This is a genomic window from Sphingomonas natans (genome assembly GCF_030546695.1).
Lineage (GTDB): Bacteria > Pseudomonadota > Alphaproteobacteria > Sphingomonadales > Sphingomonadaceae > Sphingomonas_I > Sphingomonas_I natans.
This window is the reverse complement of sequence record NZ_JAUOTP010000009.1, coordinates 168,077-183,504: the sequence shown is the minus strand read 5'-3', so window position 1 is coordinate 183,504 and position 15,428 is coordinate 168,077. Positions and strand designations below refer to the sequence as shown.

The 15,428-nt window shown below is 66.7% G+C and carries 14 protein-coding genes; all 14 read left to right on the top strand.

Annotated elements, in window-relative coordinates:
• The first annotated feature begins 168 nt into the window (after positions 1 to 168).
• From bchF to hemA, 14 genes are read left to right on the top strand one after another with little or no spacing between them, the layout of a single operon-like run.
• Entirely contained in the window at positions 169 to 687 is a 519-nt protein-coding gene (gene bchF / locus Q4F19_RS17790) for a 2-vinyl bacteriochlorophyllide hydratase (RefSeq protein ID WP_303545455.1), read from the top strand.
• A complete protein-coding gene (locus tag Q4F19_RS17785; protein WP_303545453.1) occupies positions 684 to 1,964 on the top strand; it encodes a ferredoxin:protochlorophyllide reductase (ATP-dependent) subunit N in 1,281 nt (426 codons plus the stop codon). Before bchF ends, Q4F19_RS17785 begins: the two co-directional genes overlap by 4 nt.
• A 4-nt stretch (positions 1,965 to 1,968) precedes the next feature.
• Positions 1,969 to 3,528, top strand: coding sequence for a ferredoxin:protochlorophyllide reductase (ATP-dependent) subunit B (gene bchB / locus Q4F19_RS17780; protein WP_303545451.1), 1,560 nt, complete (start codon positions 1,969 to 1,971; stop codon positions 3,526 to 3,528).
• On the top strand, positions 3,518 to 7,048 hold the full coding sequence (locus Q4F19_RS17775) for a magnesium chelatase subunit H (protein WP_303545447.1): 3,531 nt from the start codon (positions 3,518 to 3,520) through the stop codon (positions 7,046 to 7,048). Before bchB ends, Q4F19_RS17775 begins: the two co-directional genes overlap by 11 nt.
• A 10-nt stretch (positions 7,049 to 7,058) precedes the next feature.
• Positions 7,059 to 7,961, top strand: coding sequence for a ferredoxin:protochlorophyllide reductase (ATP-dependent) iron-sulfur ATP-binding protein (gene bchL, locus Q4F19_RS17770; protein ID WP_303545444.1), 903 nt, complete (start codon positions 7,059 to 7,061; stop codon positions 7,959 to 7,961).
• Positions 7,961 to 8,647: a magnesium protoporphyrin IX methyltransferase gene (bchM, locus tag Q4F19_RS17765; RefSeq protein ID WP_303545441.1), complete on the top strand. Its 687-nt coding sequence runs from the start codon at positions 7,961 to 7,963 to the stop codon at positions 8,645 to 8,647. The genes bchL and bchM overlap by 1 nt, the downstream gene beginning before the upstream one ends.
• On the top strand, positions 8,644 to 10,155 hold the full coding sequence (locus tag Q4F19_RS17760) for a BCD family MFS transporter (protein WP_303545438.1): 1,512 nt from the start codon (positions 8,644 to 8,646) through the stop codon (positions 10,153 to 10,155). Before bchM ends, Q4F19_RS17760 begins: the two co-directional genes overlap by 4 nt.
• 13 nt (positions 10,156 to 10,168) lie before the next feature.
• Positions 10,169 to 10,936, top strand: a complete 768-nt coding sequence (puhA, locus tag Q4F19_RS17755) for a photosynthetic reaction center subunit H (RefSeq protein WP_303545435.1) — start codon at positions 10,169 to 10,171, stop codon at positions 10,934 to 10,936.
• Positions 10,933 to 11,571: a photosynthetic complex putative assembly protein PuhB gene (gene puhB, locus Q4F19_RS17750; RefSeq protein ID WP_303545431.1), complete on the top strand. Its 639-nt coding sequence runs from the start codon at positions 10,933 to 10,935 to the stop codon at positions 11,569 to 11,571. The genes puhA and puhB overlap by 4 nt, the downstream gene beginning before the upstream one ends.
• Positions 11,568 to 12,047 (top strand): photosynthetic complex assembly protein PuhC, encoded by a 480-nt coding sequence (puhC, locus tag Q4F19_RS17745; RefSeq protein WP_303545429.1) that lies wholly within the window; start codon positions 11,568 to 11,570, stop codon positions 12,045 to 12,047. Before puhB ends, puhC begins: the two co-directional genes overlap by 4 nt.
• Positions 12,044 to 12,340: a hypothetical protein gene (locus Q4F19_RS17740; RefSeq protein ID WP_303545427.1), complete on the top strand. Its 297-nt coding sequence runs from the start codon at positions 12,044 to 12,046 to the stop codon at positions 12,338 to 12,340. The genes puhC and Q4F19_RS17740 overlap by 4 nt, the downstream gene beginning before the upstream one ends.
• Positions 12,337 to 13,401: a magnesium-protoporphyrin IX monomethyl ester (oxidative) cyclase gene (gene acsF / locus Q4F19_RS17735; RefSeq protein WP_303545424.1), complete on the top strand. Its 1,065-nt coding sequence runs from the start codon at positions 12,337 to 12,339 to the stop codon at positions 13,399 to 13,401. The genes Q4F19_RS17740 and acsF overlap by 4 nt, the downstream gene beginning before the upstream one ends.
• A complete protein-coding gene (gene puhE / locus Q4F19_RS17730) occupies positions 13,398 to 14,201 on the top strand; it encodes a putative photosynthetic complex assembly protein PuhE (protein WP_303545421.1) in 804 nt (267 codons plus the stop codon). Before acsF ends, puhE begins: the two co-directional genes overlap by 4 nt.
• Positions 14,198 to 15,418: a 5-aminolevulinate synthase gene (gene hemA, locus Q4F19_RS17725; RefSeq protein ID WP_303545418.1), complete on the top strand. Its 1,221-nt coding sequence runs from the start codon at positions 14,198 to 14,200 to the stop codon at positions 15,416 to 15,418. Before puhE ends, hemA begins: the two co-directional genes overlap by 4 nt.
• Positions 15,419 to 15,428 lie beyond the last annotated feature (10 nt).

Sequence of the window (15,428 nt, the reverse complement as noted above, 5' to 3'; positions counted from 1 at the left end):
TTTTCTAAGGGCGCCCGACTCGCAGACTATGCCTCTCAAGCTTCGCTGACAATATGCAACGCGCGTGCGAACGAGCGCTGTGTAACATATTTCGGACGTCATATTTATTTGACACTTCTCGCCCCGCCGGCTTAATCTTCCGGAGAAATGTGGGGCAGGCGGGAAGCGATGCGGTTGGGCGACCCTTCTATAGCGGTGGATGGTAGCGGCAGCAGCGCCGAGCTCTACTCGCCCGAAGAGCGCCGCCGCCGCGATTCCTCGCCCTGGACCCTGATCCAAGGCATTCTCGCTCCGATCCAGTTCTTGATCTTTCTGGTCAGCCTCGTTCTCGTCCTGCGCTATCTGGCAACCGGCGAAGGTTCGGCAGCAGCGACGGTCTCGATCGTCGTCAAGACAAGCGCGCTCTACGCGATAATGATCACCGGCTCGATCTGGGAGAAGCGGGTGTTCGGCAAATGGCTGTTCGCCCGCGCCTTCTTTTGGGAAGATGTGGTCAGCATATTCGTGCTGGCGCTGCACACCGCCTATCTGGTGGCGCTGATCGGCGACTTTGGAGGCGAGCGTGACCGCATGCTTCTCGCCCTGATTGCGTACGTTGCCTACGCAATCAACGCGATTCAGTTTGTGCTCAAACTGCGCGCAGCGAGGCTGCAGTTGGCGAGCAGCAGAATGGCATTCGCATCGTGAGCCCGGCGCCGCCCGCCACTCTTCCGCTGGGCTGTGAGTCTGCCCCCGTGCTGCGCGAGCGCGGCCAGCGCGAGGTCTTTTGCGGGCTGACCGGAATCATCTGGCTCCATCGCAAGATCCAGGACGCCTTTTTCCTCGTCGTCGGCTCGCGCACCTGCGCGCATCTGCTGCAATCGGCAGCGGGCGTGATGATATTTGCCGAGCCGCGCTTCGGCACCGCGATCATAGAGGAGCGCGATCTCGCCGGGATGGCTGATTGCAACGAGGAACTCGATCGCGTCGTCGATCGGCTCCTCACGCGCCGCCCTGACATCAAATTGCTGTTCCTCGTCGGATCCTGCCCATCCGAGGTGATTAAGCTCGATCTGTCGCGCGCCGCGGCGCGGCTATCGGTCAAGCATGCGGGCACGACCAGAATCCTCAACTATTCGGGCAGCGGGATCGAAACGACCTTTACCGAGGGCGAGGATGCCTGCCTTGCCGCGATAGTCCCGGAGCTGCGTGCCGATGCTTCCGACGCGCCGAGCCTGATGATCGTCGGAGCTCTGCCGGATATCGTCGAGGATCAATTCCTCCGGCTGTTCGCAGAGCTCGGCATCGCGACCGTGCATTCGTTCCCTGCTCGCAAATCCGACGCGATGCCGCCGGTGGGGCCGAACACGCGCTTCCTGCTCGCCCAGCCGTTTCTCGGCGAAACCGCGCGGGCGCTGGAGGATCGCGGGGCGATCCGGCTCGATGCGGTGTTTCCCTTCGGCGCTGAGGGAACGACCAGCTGGCTCCACGCCGCTGCGATGGCCTTCGGCGTGGACGAGATGCATTTCCGCCGGGTCATCGCGCCGGGGCGCGAACGGGCCAAGCGCGCGATCGAACACAGCCGGGCTCGCCTCGACGGCAAAAGCATCACCTTCCTGCCGGACTCGCAGCTCGAAGTGCCGCTCGCCCGCTTTCTCGCCACCGAGCTGGGGATGCGTCCGGTCGAGGTCGGCACGCCCTATCTCCACCGCCGTCATCTGGCTCGGGAGCTGGCTCTCCTCCCGGCTGACACATTGATCAGCGAAGGCCAGGACGTCGATCGGCAGCTCGATCGCGTGCGCGCCGCGCAGCCCGACCTGACCGTCTGCGGCCTGGGCCTCGCCAACCCGCTGGAGGCCGAAGGGCTGACGACAAAATGGGCGATCGAGCTGGTCTTCTCGCCGATCCACGGCTTCGATCAGGCAGGCGACCTCGCCGAACTCTTTGCGCGACCGCTGCGGCGCCGCGACGTGCTGAGGGTCTGAGGCGATGCAGCTCACGGTCTGGACCTATGAAGGCCCCCCTCACGTCGGCGCGATGCGCGTCGCAGCGGCGATGGAGGGCGTTCACTACGTCCTTCACGCGCCGCAGGGCGATACCTACGCCGACCTGCTGTTCACGATGATCGAGAGGCGCGGCAAGCGCCCACCGGTCACCTACACCACCTTCCAGGCGCGCGATCTCGGCAAGGACACCGCCGAGCTGTTCCAGACGGCGGCCCGCGACGCTTATGTACGGTTCACGCCGCAGGCGATGCTGGTCAGCGCCTCCTGCACGGCCGAGCTGATCCAAGACGATCCTGCCGGCCTCGCCGATGCGATGCGGCTGCCCTGTCCGGTCGTCGCGCTGGAATTGCCGAGCTATCAGCGAAAGGAGAATTGGGGCGCGGCCGAAACGTTCTACCGGCTCGTCCGCACGATGAGTCCGGGCACGGAACGCGCGCCCCGCTCCGCCGGTGACCGACCCAGCGCCAATCTCCTCGGCCCCACCGCGCTCGGCTTCCGCCACCGCGACGACGTCATCGAGATCACGCGCCTGCTGGAGACGCTCGGCATCGCCGTCAACGTCACCGCCCCGCTGGGTGCGACTCCCGATGATCTCGCGCGGCTTCCTGCAGCCGGTTTCAACATCTGCCTCTACCCGGAGATCGCCGACACGACCTGCCGCTGGCTCGAAAGACAGTTCGGTCAGAAGACCGTCCGTACTGTTCCGATCGGCCACGGCGCGACGCGCGATTTCATCGCGCAGGTCGCGGCTCTCGCCGACGTCGATCCGTCCGCCGCGCTCACCGGCTCGAACCTGCCCTGGTGGAGCCGTTCGGTAGACTCGACCTATCTGACGGGCAAGCGCGTCTTCATTTTCGGCAACGCCACCCACGCGATCGCCGCAGCGCGCGTCGCGCGCGACGAACTCGGCTTCGAGGTCGTCGGGCTGGGCTGCTACAACCGCGAATTCGCGCGCGACCTGCGCGAGGCGGCCGCGTCCCACGGACTCGAACCGCTGATCACCGACGATTATCTCGCTGTCGAGGAGGCGATCCAGGCGCTCCAGCCGGAGCTGGTGCTCGGTACGCAGATGGAGCGCCACATCGCCAAGAGGTTGCGCATTCCGTGCGCGGTAATCTCGGCGCCGTTCCACGTTCAGGATTTTCCCGCCCGCTACAGCCCGCAAATGGGGTTCGAAGGCGCGAATGTGCTGTTCGACACCTGGGTCCATCCGCTGGTGATGGGTCTGGAGGAGCATCTCCTGACGATGTTCCGCGACGATTTCGAGTTTTCGGACGCCGGCGGTGCAAGCCATCTCGGCCATTGCGGTCCCGCCCCACTCCCTGCCGACAGGGTATCGACGATGGCGGAACCCTCGTCCCCGCCCGCTTCCGCCGGCGAGCGCGCGGAATGGCAGTCGGACGCCGAACGCGAACTGCTCAAGATCCCGTTCTTCGTGCGCGGCAAGGCGCGGCGAAATACCGAAAAGTTCGCCGCCGAGCGGGGGCTCGCTGCAATCACGTTGGACACGCTGTACGACGCAAAGGCGCATTATGCCCGCTAGCGCGCCCCTGCACGTCGTGATCGTCACGCTCGACAATCATCTGTCGGGCGCGGCCGAGCGGGCAGCGGCGCGCTTCGCCCGCGATGGCGCAAACATCACGATCGGCTTCCACGCCGCGTCGGACTGGGATCGCGACGCCGGCGCGCTCGGCGCGTGCCTGGCCGATATTGGTCGCGGCGACATCATCATCGCGACGATGCTGTTCCTCGACGACCATATTCGCGCCGTCCTTCCCGCGCTCCAGGCACGCCGCGAAGCGTGCGCCGCAATGCTCGGCCTGATGTCAGGCAGCGAGGTGGTGAAGCTCACCCGGCTCGGCGACTATCGCATGGACAGGCCCGCCAAGGGGCCCCTCGCCATGCTGAAGCGAATGCGCGGCTCGTCCAAGCCAGGCTCGTCGGGCGTAGGCCAGATGAAGATGCTGCGCCGCCTGCCGAAGATGCTGCGCTTCATTCCCGGCACCGCGCAGGATGTCCGCGCCTATTTCCTCACGCTGCAATATTGGCTGGCCGGAAGCGACGACAATGTCGTCGGCATGGTCCGCGCGCTTGCCCACCGCTATGCCGGCCACGCCGAGCGTGCGGAAGCGCCGCGCGAGTATCCCGAGGTCGGCGTCTATCACCCGCGGCTGGCAGACCGGATGACCGACCAGCTGGACGCGCTGCCCGCAGCGCCGGGCACGACCGGCACGGTCGGCCTGCTGATGCTGCGCTCCTACCTGCTCGGCCGCGACGCCGGCCATTATGACGGCGTGATTGCGGCGCTCGAGGCCAAGGGGCTGCGCGTCATCCCTGCCTTTGCGAGCGGGCTGGATTCGCGTCCCGCGATCGAGGCCTTCTTCCTAAAGGATGGCCAGGCGACGGTGGATGCGGTCGTCTCGCTGACCGGGTTCAGCCTCGTCGGCGGCCCTGCCTATAACGATGCCGAGGCGGCCGAGGCGATGCTCGCGCGGCTCGATGTGCCCTATGTCGCCGCGCATCCGATCGAGTTTCAGTCGCTCCAGCAATGGGGCGCCAGCCGACAGGGGCTGCTGCCCATCGAGGCGACGATGATGGTCGCAATCCCGGAGCTCGACGGCGCGGTGCTGCCAAGCGTGTTCGGCGGCCGCGCCGATGGGTCGGGCGCGTGCACCGGCTGCGCGCGACGCTGCACCTTCCCGGCATCAGGCCTCACGCGCGAAATGCGCTCCTGCCCCGATCGTGCCGAAGCGCTGGCTGCCAAGGTCGCCCGACTGGTATCGCTGCGCCGCACGGATCGCGCGGCGCGCAACCTGGCAATCGTGCTGTTCAACTTCCCGCCCAATGCCGGCGCGACCGGTACTGCTGCGCATCTTGCCGTCTGGGAATCGCTGCATGCGACGCTCGCCCGGCTCGCCCGCGAAGGCTATGATGTCGAAGTTCCCGCCGACGTCGATGCCGTGCGCGAGGCGGTGCTGCACGGCAATGCCGCGCGCTACGGTGCCGACGCCAATGTCCACGCGCGCATTGCCATCGACGATCATGTGCGGCGCGAGCCGCATCTGGCCGAGATCGAGGCGCAGTGGGGGCCGGCGCCCGGTAAGCAGCAGAGAGATGGCGGTACGATCCACGTGCTGGGCGCGCGCTTCGGTAAGGTCTTTGTCGGCATCCAGCCCGCCTTGGGCTATGAAGGCGATCCGATGCGGCTGCTGTTCGAAGGCCGCTTCACCCCGACGCACGCCTTCAGCGCCTTCTACCGCTGGTTGCGGGAGGATTTCGGCGCGCACGCCGTGCTGCATTTCGGCACGCACGGCGCGCTGGAGTTCATGCCGGGCAAGCAGGCCGGCCTCTCCGGCGACTGTTGGCCCGAGCGACTGGTCGGCGACCTGCCGAACATCTATCTTTACGCCGCGAACAACCCGTCCGAAGGCCTGATCGCCAAGCGCCGGTCGGGCGCGACCCTGGTCAGCTACCTCACCCCGCCGGTCGCGCAGGCCGGCCTCTACAACGGGCTGACGGACCTCAAGGCGCTGCTAGAGCGGTGGCGCTCGTCGCCGTCGGAAACCGAGCAAGCCGCCCTGCAGCCGTTGATCCGCGAGGGCGCCGAGGCGCTCGATCTCGACGCGGCGGATCTCGCCACGCTCGCCGCGCGCCTTTACGAACTGGAGCGCGAACTGATCCCGCACGGCCTGCATGTGCTGGGCACGGCGATGTCCGACAAAACCCACGCGCAGCTCGTCGTCGCCGCTGCCGACGCCGACCTCCCGCATGCCAATCACGAACTCGACGGGCTGATCCACGCGCTCGATGCCCGCTTCATCCGCCCCGCACCCGGCGGTGACATCCTCCACAATCCCAAGGTGTTGCCGACCGGTCGCAATATCCACGGCTTCGATCCGTTCCGCATCCCGAGCGCCTTCGCGTGCGCGCAGGGCGCAGCCCAGGCCGATGATCTGATCGCGCGCCACCTGGCGAGCGGCGCGCGCTTCCCGGAAACGCTGGCGATGGTGCTGTGGGGCACCGACAACCTCAAGTCCGAAGGTACCCAGATCGCACAGGCGCTCGCGCTGATCGGCGCGCGCCCCCGCTTCGACGGCTATGGCCGCCTCGCCGGCGCCGAGCTGATTCCGCTCGCCGAACTCGGGCGTCCCCGCATCGACGTGATCGTCACGCTCTCGGGCATCTTCCGCGATCTGCTGCCGCTGCAGACGCGGATGATCGCCGAGGCGGCCTGGCTCGCCGCCACCGCCGAGGAGTCGCTCGACCACAACTTCGTGCGAAAGCATAGCCTGGCGCACGCCGCCAGGCATGGCTGCGATCTGGAGACGGCGGCGCTTCGCGTCTTCTCCAATGCCGAGGGCGCTTACGGCGCCAACGTCAACATGCTGATCGACGAGGGCTGCTGGAGCGACCCGGACGAGATCGCCGAGGTGTTCGAGCGCCAGAAGGGCTATGCGTATGGCCGCGCCGGCACGCCGGCCCGCCAGGCCGAACTGTTCAAGACCGCGCTCGCCGGCGTCGATCTCGCCTATCAGAATCTCGACTCGGTCGAACTCGGCGTCACGGATATCGATCATTATGTCGATGCGCTCGGCGGGATCAGCCGCTCGATCACGCGCGCTAGAGGCACGCCCGCCCCCATCTACATCGTCGACGCGACCCAGGGGCCGAGCAAGGTCCGCACGCTCGCCGAGCAGGTCGATCTCGAAACCCGCACGCGCATGCTCAATCCGGCTTGGTACGAAGGCATGCTCAAGCATGGCTTCGAGGGTGTCCGTACGATCGAGAGCCATGTCACCAACACGATGGGCTGGTCGGCCACGACCAGCGCGGTGTCGCCCTGGGTCTATCAGCGCATCAGCGAGACCTTCATGCTCGACGCGGACATGCGCGAGCGGCTGGCGGAGCTCAATCCCAAGGCCTCCGCGCGCGTCGCCAACCGCCTGATCGAGGCGAGCGACCGGCAATTCTGGTCGCCCGATGCCGCGACCCTGGCCGCTCTCCATGCGGCCAGCGACGAACTCGAAGATCGCCTCGAAGGCGTCACTGCGGTGGCGGCGTAAGGAACAGCTCATGGCCCTGCTCGATCCCCCGATCCGCACGCGCGAAAGGCTCCTCGACGGCGAAGGCAGCGTCCAGGTGGGGCTCGATCCGGCCGACCGGATCGGCACCGCCAAGGTGTTCGCCGTCTACGGCAAGGGAGGGATCGGCAAATCAACCACCTCGTCGAACCTGTCGGCGGCCTTTTCGCTGCTCGGCAAGCGCGTGCTCCAGATCGGCTGCGACCCCAAGCATGACAGCACCTTCACGCTGACCAAGAAACTGATGCCGACGGTGATCGACGTGCTCGAGACGGTGGAGTTTCACAGCGAGGAACTCCGCCCCGAAGACTATATGTTCGAAGGCTATAATGGCGTCATGTGTGTCGAGGCGGGCGGGCCACCCGCGGGCACCGGCTGCGGCGGCTATGTCGTCGGCCAGACGGTCAAGCTGCTCAAGCAGCATCACCTGCTAGAAGACACAGACGTCGTTTTGTTCGACGTGCTGGGTGATGTCGTATGCGGGGGTTTCGCCGCGCCGCTCCAGCATGCCGAACGCGCGGTCGTGGTCGCCGCCAACGATTTCGACAGCATCTTCGCGATGAACAGGATCGTTGCGGCGATCAAGGCCAAGGCGAAGAATTACGACGTGCGGATGGCGGGCGTCATCGCCAACCGTTCGGCCGCGACCGATGAGATCGACCGTTTCAACGCGGCGACTGGTCTCAAGCGCCTCGCGCATTTTCCGGATCTCGATGCGATCCGCCGTTCGCGCCTCAAGAAATGCACCTTGTTCGAGATGGAACCGACGCCCGAGGTCGATGCCGCCTGCCTCGAATATAAGCGCCTCGCCGCGCAATTGTGGGCGGGCTGCGAACCGCTCGACGCGCAGCCGATGAAGGATCGCGAGATCTTCGAATTCCTGGGGTTCGAGTGATGACGACGGCGACTTACGATCGCTACCGCGGGAACCTCGAAACCTATTTCGACCGGACCGCGACGAAGGCGTGGGAGCAGCTCACCTCCGATGCGCCGGTCAGCGGAATCCGCGCCGCCGTCCGCGCAGGGCGTGCCGAGATGCGCGATACGTTGCTGTCGTGGCTACCCGCCGATCTGCGCGGGCTGCGCGTGCTGGATGCCGGCTGCGGCACGGGCGCACTGGCGGTGGAAGCCGCACGGCGCGGCGCGGACGTCGTCGCAGTCGATGTGGCGGGGAGCCTAGTAGCGATCGCGCGCGATCGCGCGCCGGCGGGTCCCTGCATCGACTGGCGCGTCGGCGAGATGATCGATCCCACGCTCGGTCGGTTCGATCACGTCGTCGCTATGGATTCGCTGATCCACTACAAGTCGTTCGACATCGTCGCGGTACTGGCGCGGCTGGCTGAAAATACACGCGGCTCGATCGCCTTTACGTTCGCCCCGCAAACGCCGCTCCTGATGGCGATGCTCGGCGTGGGGCGGCTTTTCCCACGCGCCGATCGCTCGCCCGCTATCCTCCCGGTGCGGGACCGGTTTCTCCGCACCCTGATCCGCAACGCCCTGCCGCACGCCCGGATCGGTCGGGACCGGCGCATCTCGGCGAGCTTCTATACCAGCCATGCGATGGAGGTGGTGGTCGGGTGAGCCATCTGAATGCCTTGAAGGCCTCGTTGACGCCGCCTGTTGCGCAGGACAGCGCGGGCGGCTCCGCGCGCCTCGAGAGCCTGAGGAGCGGTGCATTCTGGAACCGGCCCGGCACGCGCTTCCTCCCGTTCGCCGATGCCGCGACCGCGGATCTGCCGCTCGGCCGCCTGCTGCGTCTGTCGCTGTTCCAGATATCGGTCGGCATGGCAGCGGTGCTGCTGACCGGCACGCTCAACCGGGTTATGATCGTCGAACTCGGCATGTCCGCGAGCCTCGTCGCGGTGATGGTGTCGCTGCCGCTGCTGTTCGCGCCGTTGCGCGCGCTCATCGGCTTCAAGTCCGATCATCATGCGTCGCTGCTTGGCTGGAAGCGGGTGCCGTATATCTGGTTCGGCACGCTCATGCAGTTCGGCGGGCTCGCGATCTTGCCCTTCGCGCTGCTGGTGATGTCGGGTGGCGGCACCGGGCCGGCCTTCGTCGGCCATCTCGGCGCGGCGGCGGGCTTCCTGCTGGTCGGCGCTGGCATGCACACCACGCAGACCGCCGGCCTCGCGCTCGCCACCGATCTGGCGCCCGAAGACGCCCGCCCGCGCGTCGTTGCGTTGCTCTACATGATGCTGCTGGTCGGCATGATGGTCAGCGCGATCGTGATCGGCCGGCTGCTCGCGGATTTCACGCCGACCAAGCTGGTCCAAATCGTCCAGGGCGCCGCCGCCTTGACGATGATCCTCAATCTGATCGCCCTATGGAAGCAGGAGGCGCGCAACCGCGCCGCCACGGTTGTCCGCGACATTCAGCCGGCCTTCCGCGACGTCTGGAGGATGTTCATCGCCCGGCGGCGCACGATGCGGCTGCTCGTCGCGGTCGGCCTGGGGGCGGCGGCGTTCAGTATGCAGGATGTATTGCTGGAGCCCTATGGCGGCCAGATTCTCGGACTGACGGTCGGTGCCACCACCTCGCTCACCGCTCTCTGGGCGGTCGGCATGCTCGCAGGCTTTGCCCATGCCGCCAATCGCCTTGGTGAGGGTGGCGATCCGCATCGGCTGGCGGGTTTCGGCGGCGTTGCCGGCATCGGCGCGTTCTTGTTCGTCCTCTTCGCCGGGCCGCTGCATTCGGTGGCGTTGCTCGCGATCGGCGCCGCCTTCATCGGGCTCGGCGGAGGTCTGTTCTCGGTCGGCACGCTGACGGCGGCGATGGCGCTTTCCGACGACAAAGCGCTGGGCGGCCGCACAGGTCTCGCGCTCGGCACCTGGGGCGCCGTCCAGGCGACCTGTTCCGGCTTGGCGATAGCGCTCGGCGCCTTCGCGCGGGATCTAATCTCGCAGGCGGCGATTGCGGGCCGTTTGGGGCCGACGCTGGCCGGCCCCGCGACCGGCTACGCCTTCGTCTACGGGATAGAGATACTTTTGCTGTTGTGCACGCTGATCGCGCTCGGGCCGCTGGTCCGCGGCGGCGCCGTTCCGCTTCCCGAGGCCGGGCGCTTCGGCCTGCGAGAGTTTCCGATATGAAAGGGGAAGTCCGATGCATCCCAATCTGACGGCCGGGATCGACGTCGCCCTGCTCGTGTTCTGGGCGTTCGTCCTGTTCTTCATCTGCCTGGTCATCTACCTGCGCCGGGAGGATCGCCGCGAGGGCTATCCGCTTGAGGATGAACTGACCGGGCGGCAGGCCGTGCCCGGTGGCCCGCTTTCCGCAGCCTCGCCCAAATCCTTCCTGCTGCCGTTCGATCACGGTATCGTCACCACGCCGACCAAAGGCCGCGAGCTCTTCGACATCGCGGCGCGGCGGACGGAACGTTCTCACGGCGCGCCCTACGCACCGACCGGCGATCCGCTGATCGATGGCATCGGTCCCGCGGCGTGGGCCGATCGGGCCAAACGGCCCGATCTCGACATGGACGGGCATCCCCGGATCGTGCCGCTCGGCAGCGCGGCGGGCTATGGTATCGCGCGCGAGGATTCGGATCTGTCGGGCTGGCCCGTGATCGGCGCGGACGGCGCGGTGGCCGGCCATGTCATCAGCTTGTGGATCGATACCGCCGATCGGCTGGTCCGCTATCTCCAGCTCGAAGCTGAAGGCGGGCCCTTGCTCGCCCCGATGATGATGGCAAAGCTCGATCACCGCCGCCGCCGCATCGTGATCGATGCGCTCAACGCCGCGCAGTTCGCCGGCGTCCCCCGGCTGGGGGCGACCGACCAGATCACCTTGTATGAGGAGGAGCGCGTGCAGGCCTATTTCGGCGGCGGCTATCTCTACGCCAATGCCGGCCGCCAGGAGCCCTGGCTGTGACAGAATATGATCATGAGCCGATCCGCGGCCTTCCCGGCTATCTCCCCGCCGGCGAGACGATCCTGTGGCAGGGCGCGCCCGACTGGCGCACACTGGCGCGTACGGCCTATCACACGCGGCTGGTAGCGGGCTATTTCGCGCTGCTCACCGGCTGGGCGGGCGCCAGCGCGTTCACGACGCACGGCGGCTATTTGGGCCTGGAGATGACGATCGCGCTCGGCGCGCTCGCGGTTGTGCTGCTGCACCTTTTGGCCTGGGCGGCCGCGCGATCGACGGTCTATACGCTGACCGATCGCCGGATCGTGCTGCGCATCGGCATCGCCGTGCCCAAATGCGTCAACCTGCCGCTCGGCATGATCGGGTCGGTCGACCTCGCCACCCGCGCGAACGGGACTGGCGACGTGCCGCTGGAGATCGCCGGCCCCGCCAAGCTCGGCATCCTCGCGCTGTGGCCGCATGCCCGGCCGTGGACGTTCGTGCGCCCGCGCCCGATGCTCCGCGCCATCCCCGAAGCGCAAGCGGTCGCAGCGCTGATCGCCGATAGCTGCCGCGCCGCGCAGCATCAGGCCCCGGCCGCCATCGCGAAACCGCAGACGCAGCGGGCCCCGTCCTTTGCGGATGCGGTGGCGGCATGAGCACGCACCGCCACGCCGACATGCTGCCACGCGGCACCTTGTTCATCGCGGGCGCGCTGGTGCTGTTCGCCTTCACCGCCGTCGCGATCCTGCGCATCGTCGGCGTGCCCGCCTCCGCCTCGCCGATCGCAATGCGCGCGGCCAACCATGTCGCTCTGGTCTCGTCGCGCAGCCTGCGCTTCGTCGATCGGGCCGACGGGGCGGTCGTGATCGAGGATGCCGGCGTCGGCGGCACCGCTTCGGTGATTGAGCCAGGTCAGCAGACCGGGTTCATCCGGGGCGTGATGCGCGGGCTCGCCCGCGAGCGGCGGATGCGCGGCATCGGCGACCGACCGCCCTTTACGTTGGCCCTGTGGCGCGACGGGGAAGTCTCGCTGACCGACAGCGTCACCGGCCGCTCGATCGAGATGACCGCGTTCGGATCAGCCAATCGCGCCGCCTTCGTGGCGCTGCTGCCGAAAGGTCCGGCCGCATGACCTCCTTGCGCCGGAAGCGTTTCGAAACGCCCTGCACGGTCGAGCTCGAACATAGCGACGAAAATCTGTACGCGCATGTCGAACTCGCGGGCGGCGTCTCAATCGGGCCGGGCGATCGGGTGCGTATCCAGGGCGCGCCGATCCACATCGGCTTCGGCGAGCGCCGCGTAGTCCAGCGGATCGCAACAGTCGAGCATGCCGGCGCGGTTGCACGGCTGTGGACCAAACTCGCTGGCCATTTCGAGATGACCGAACTCTACGACGTCAGTTTCACGGATCGGACCATGAAATGAACGCGATCACCGCCATCAAGAGCGACGCCGATACGATGGCGATCGCGCGCGAGGACACCGTGCTGAGCCCGCGCTTCTACACGACCGATTTCGCAGCGATGGACCGGATCGATGTCTCGCCCGTCCGCTCAGAATGGGACGCGCTTATCGGCGAGATGGCGAGCGACCCGAACCGGCTGCACTTCAAGCGCACCGCGGCGTTCGACGGCGTGATCGAAAGCCTGCCCGATGGCCTGCGGGAAGAGTTCACCGATTTCCTCGTCAGCTCGCTCACCGCCGAATTCTCAGGCTGCATCCTCTACGCCGAAATTGCCAAAAGGGTGACCAATCCGGACATCAAGCAACTCTTCAAGCTGATGAGCCGCGACGAGAGCCGCCATGCCGGTTTCATCAACGAGACGCTGAAGGATGCCGGCATCGGCATCGACCTGGGCTTCCTGACGCGCACCAAGAAATACACCTATTTCCGGCCGAAATTCATCTTCTACGCCACCTATCTCAGCGAGAAAATCGGCTATGCGCGCTACATCACCATCTTCCGCCATCTGGCGAAACAGCCCGAGCTGCGCTTCCACCCGATCTTCAACTGGTTCGAACTGTGGTGCAATGACGAGTTCCGCCACGGTGACGCCTTCGCGATCCTGATGCGGACAGATCCCAAGCTGCTGGCCGGGATCAACAAACTCTGGATCCGCTTCTTCCTCGTCGCCGTCTACGCGACGATGTACGTGCGTGATCACAACCGCCCCGCCTTCCACAAGGCGCTCGGGATCGATCCCACGGACTATGACCATCGCGTCTTCACGATCTGCTCGCAGATCACGCGGCAGGTGTTTCCGGTCGTGCTCGATACTGACAACCCACGCTTCGTGCGCGGGCTGGAGCGGATGTGCCGGATCGCGCGCCGGGCCGATGCGGCGGAGGCGCAGGGCGGGCTGATCGGCGCCATCCGGCGCGTCGGGCTCGCGGGCGCCGCCGCCGTCACCTTCGCCGGACTGTATCTGACGCCGGTTAAGCACAACGTTGCGCCGGCAACCGTGCGGATGGTCCCGGCCTGGTGACCGTCCCGCCGCTCCTCTTCGCGCTTCTCATGTGGTTCATCGGCACCGGCACGATCGTGTGGCTCGACAGCCGTCCGCGTGAGACCTTCGCCACCAGCCTGAAGCTCGCCGGCATCGCGGCGATCGCCGCGATCGTGCTGGTCTGGATCAAGGCCGACGATGTCAGCGCCGGCGGCGCCTATGTGGGGTTCGCTGCGGCCATCGTGATCTGGGGCTGGCACGAGATGAGCTTTCTGATGGGCGTCGTCGCGGGGCCGAACCGCGCCATATGCCCGCCGGGCGCAACCGGCTGGCGTCGCTTCGCCGCGGCGACGGCAACCGTCATCCACCACGAACTGGCGATCGCCGCGACCGCGATCCTGCTGGCGGCCGTGACATGGGGCGCTGCCAACCAGGCCGCGCCACTCGCCTTCCTGCTGCTGTTCGTGTTGCGGCTTTCAGCCAAGTTCAATCTTTATCTGGGCGTGCCGAACCTCAGCGACGAGGTGTTCCCGCCTCATCTCGCCTACCTCAAGAGCTATTTCCGCAAGGCGCCGTTGAACCCGCTTTTCCCGGTTTCGATCCTGCTTGGCAGCGCCATCGCCGCCTGGGCGTGGATCGCGGCCGAATGGGCGCCGCCCGGCAGCGGCGCCTCGGCCTGCGCGACGTTGCTCGCCGGGCTCGCCGCGCTCGGCGTGGTCGAGCATCTATTTCTCGTCCTGCCGCTCCGCGACGCCAGGATGTGGCGCTGGGCCTCATCTACTTCACACCAAGCGGCAAAAGCCGCTATCAACGGTACAAGATCGGGGAAGATCGCATGAACTACGAGGCATTTTTCAAATCCGAGCTGGCGACGCTTAAGGAGGATGGCCGCTACCGGATCTTCGCCGAGCTCGAGCGAAAGGCCGGCGCCTTCCCCGCCGCCCGGCAATTCTTCGGGGAGCAGACCCGCCCGGTGACGGTGTGGTGCTCAAACGACTATCTCGGCATGGGCCAGCACCCCAAGGTGCTCGAAGCGATGCGCGAGACGCTGGATCGATGCGGCGCCGGCGCCGGCGGCACGCGAAACATCTCGGGCACGACCCACAGCCACGTCTTGCTGGAAGCGGAATTGGCCGATCTGCATGGCAAGGAAGCGGCGCTGCTCTTCACCAGCGGCTATGTCTCGAACTGGGCCGCGCTCGGTACGCTCGGCGCGCGGCTGCCCGGCTGCGTTATCCTGTCCGACGCGCTGAACCATGCCTCCATGATCGAGGGGATCCGGCACAGTCGCGCCGAGGTGCATAAGTTCGAACACAACTCACCCGAGGATCTCGATCGCCGGCTGTCGCTGCTTGATCCGGACCGGCCCAAATTGGTCGCCTTCGAGAGCGTCTATTCGATGGACGGCGACATCGCGCCGATCGCCGAGATACTCGACGTGTGCGAAAAGCATAAGGCAATGTCGTATCTGGACGAGGTCCACGGCGTCGGCCTGTACGGCCCGCGCGGCGGCGGCGTTGCTGAGCGCGAAGGGCTGATGGATCGCCTGACCGTGATTGAGGGTACGCTGGGCAAGGCGTTCGGGGTGATGGGCGGCTATATCGCCGCATCCGCTGCACTGTGCGATTTCGTTCGCAGCTTCGCCAGCGGATTCATCTTCACCACCGCGCTGCCGCCCGCGCTTGCCGCCGGTGCCACTGCCAGTATCCGCCACCTCAAGACCAGCCAGATGGAGCGCGCGCGGCATCGCGACCGGGTCGCGCAGGTCCGCAGGCGGCTGGATGCGATCGGTATCCCGACCCTGGACAATCCCAGCCACATCATTCCGATCATGGTCGGCGACGCGCACAAGTGCAAACGCATCAGCGATTGGCTGCTCGAGAATCACGGTATCTATGTCCAGCCGATCAATTACCCGACCGTGCCCGTCGGCACCGAGCGGCTGCGCCTCACTCCCTCGCCAGTCCACACCGATGGCGACGTGGATCGCCTGGTGAAGGCGCTGAGTGAGATCTGGTCGCAGTGCGAACTCGCGCGACGGGCGATGGCGGCGTAACCGGGCATCG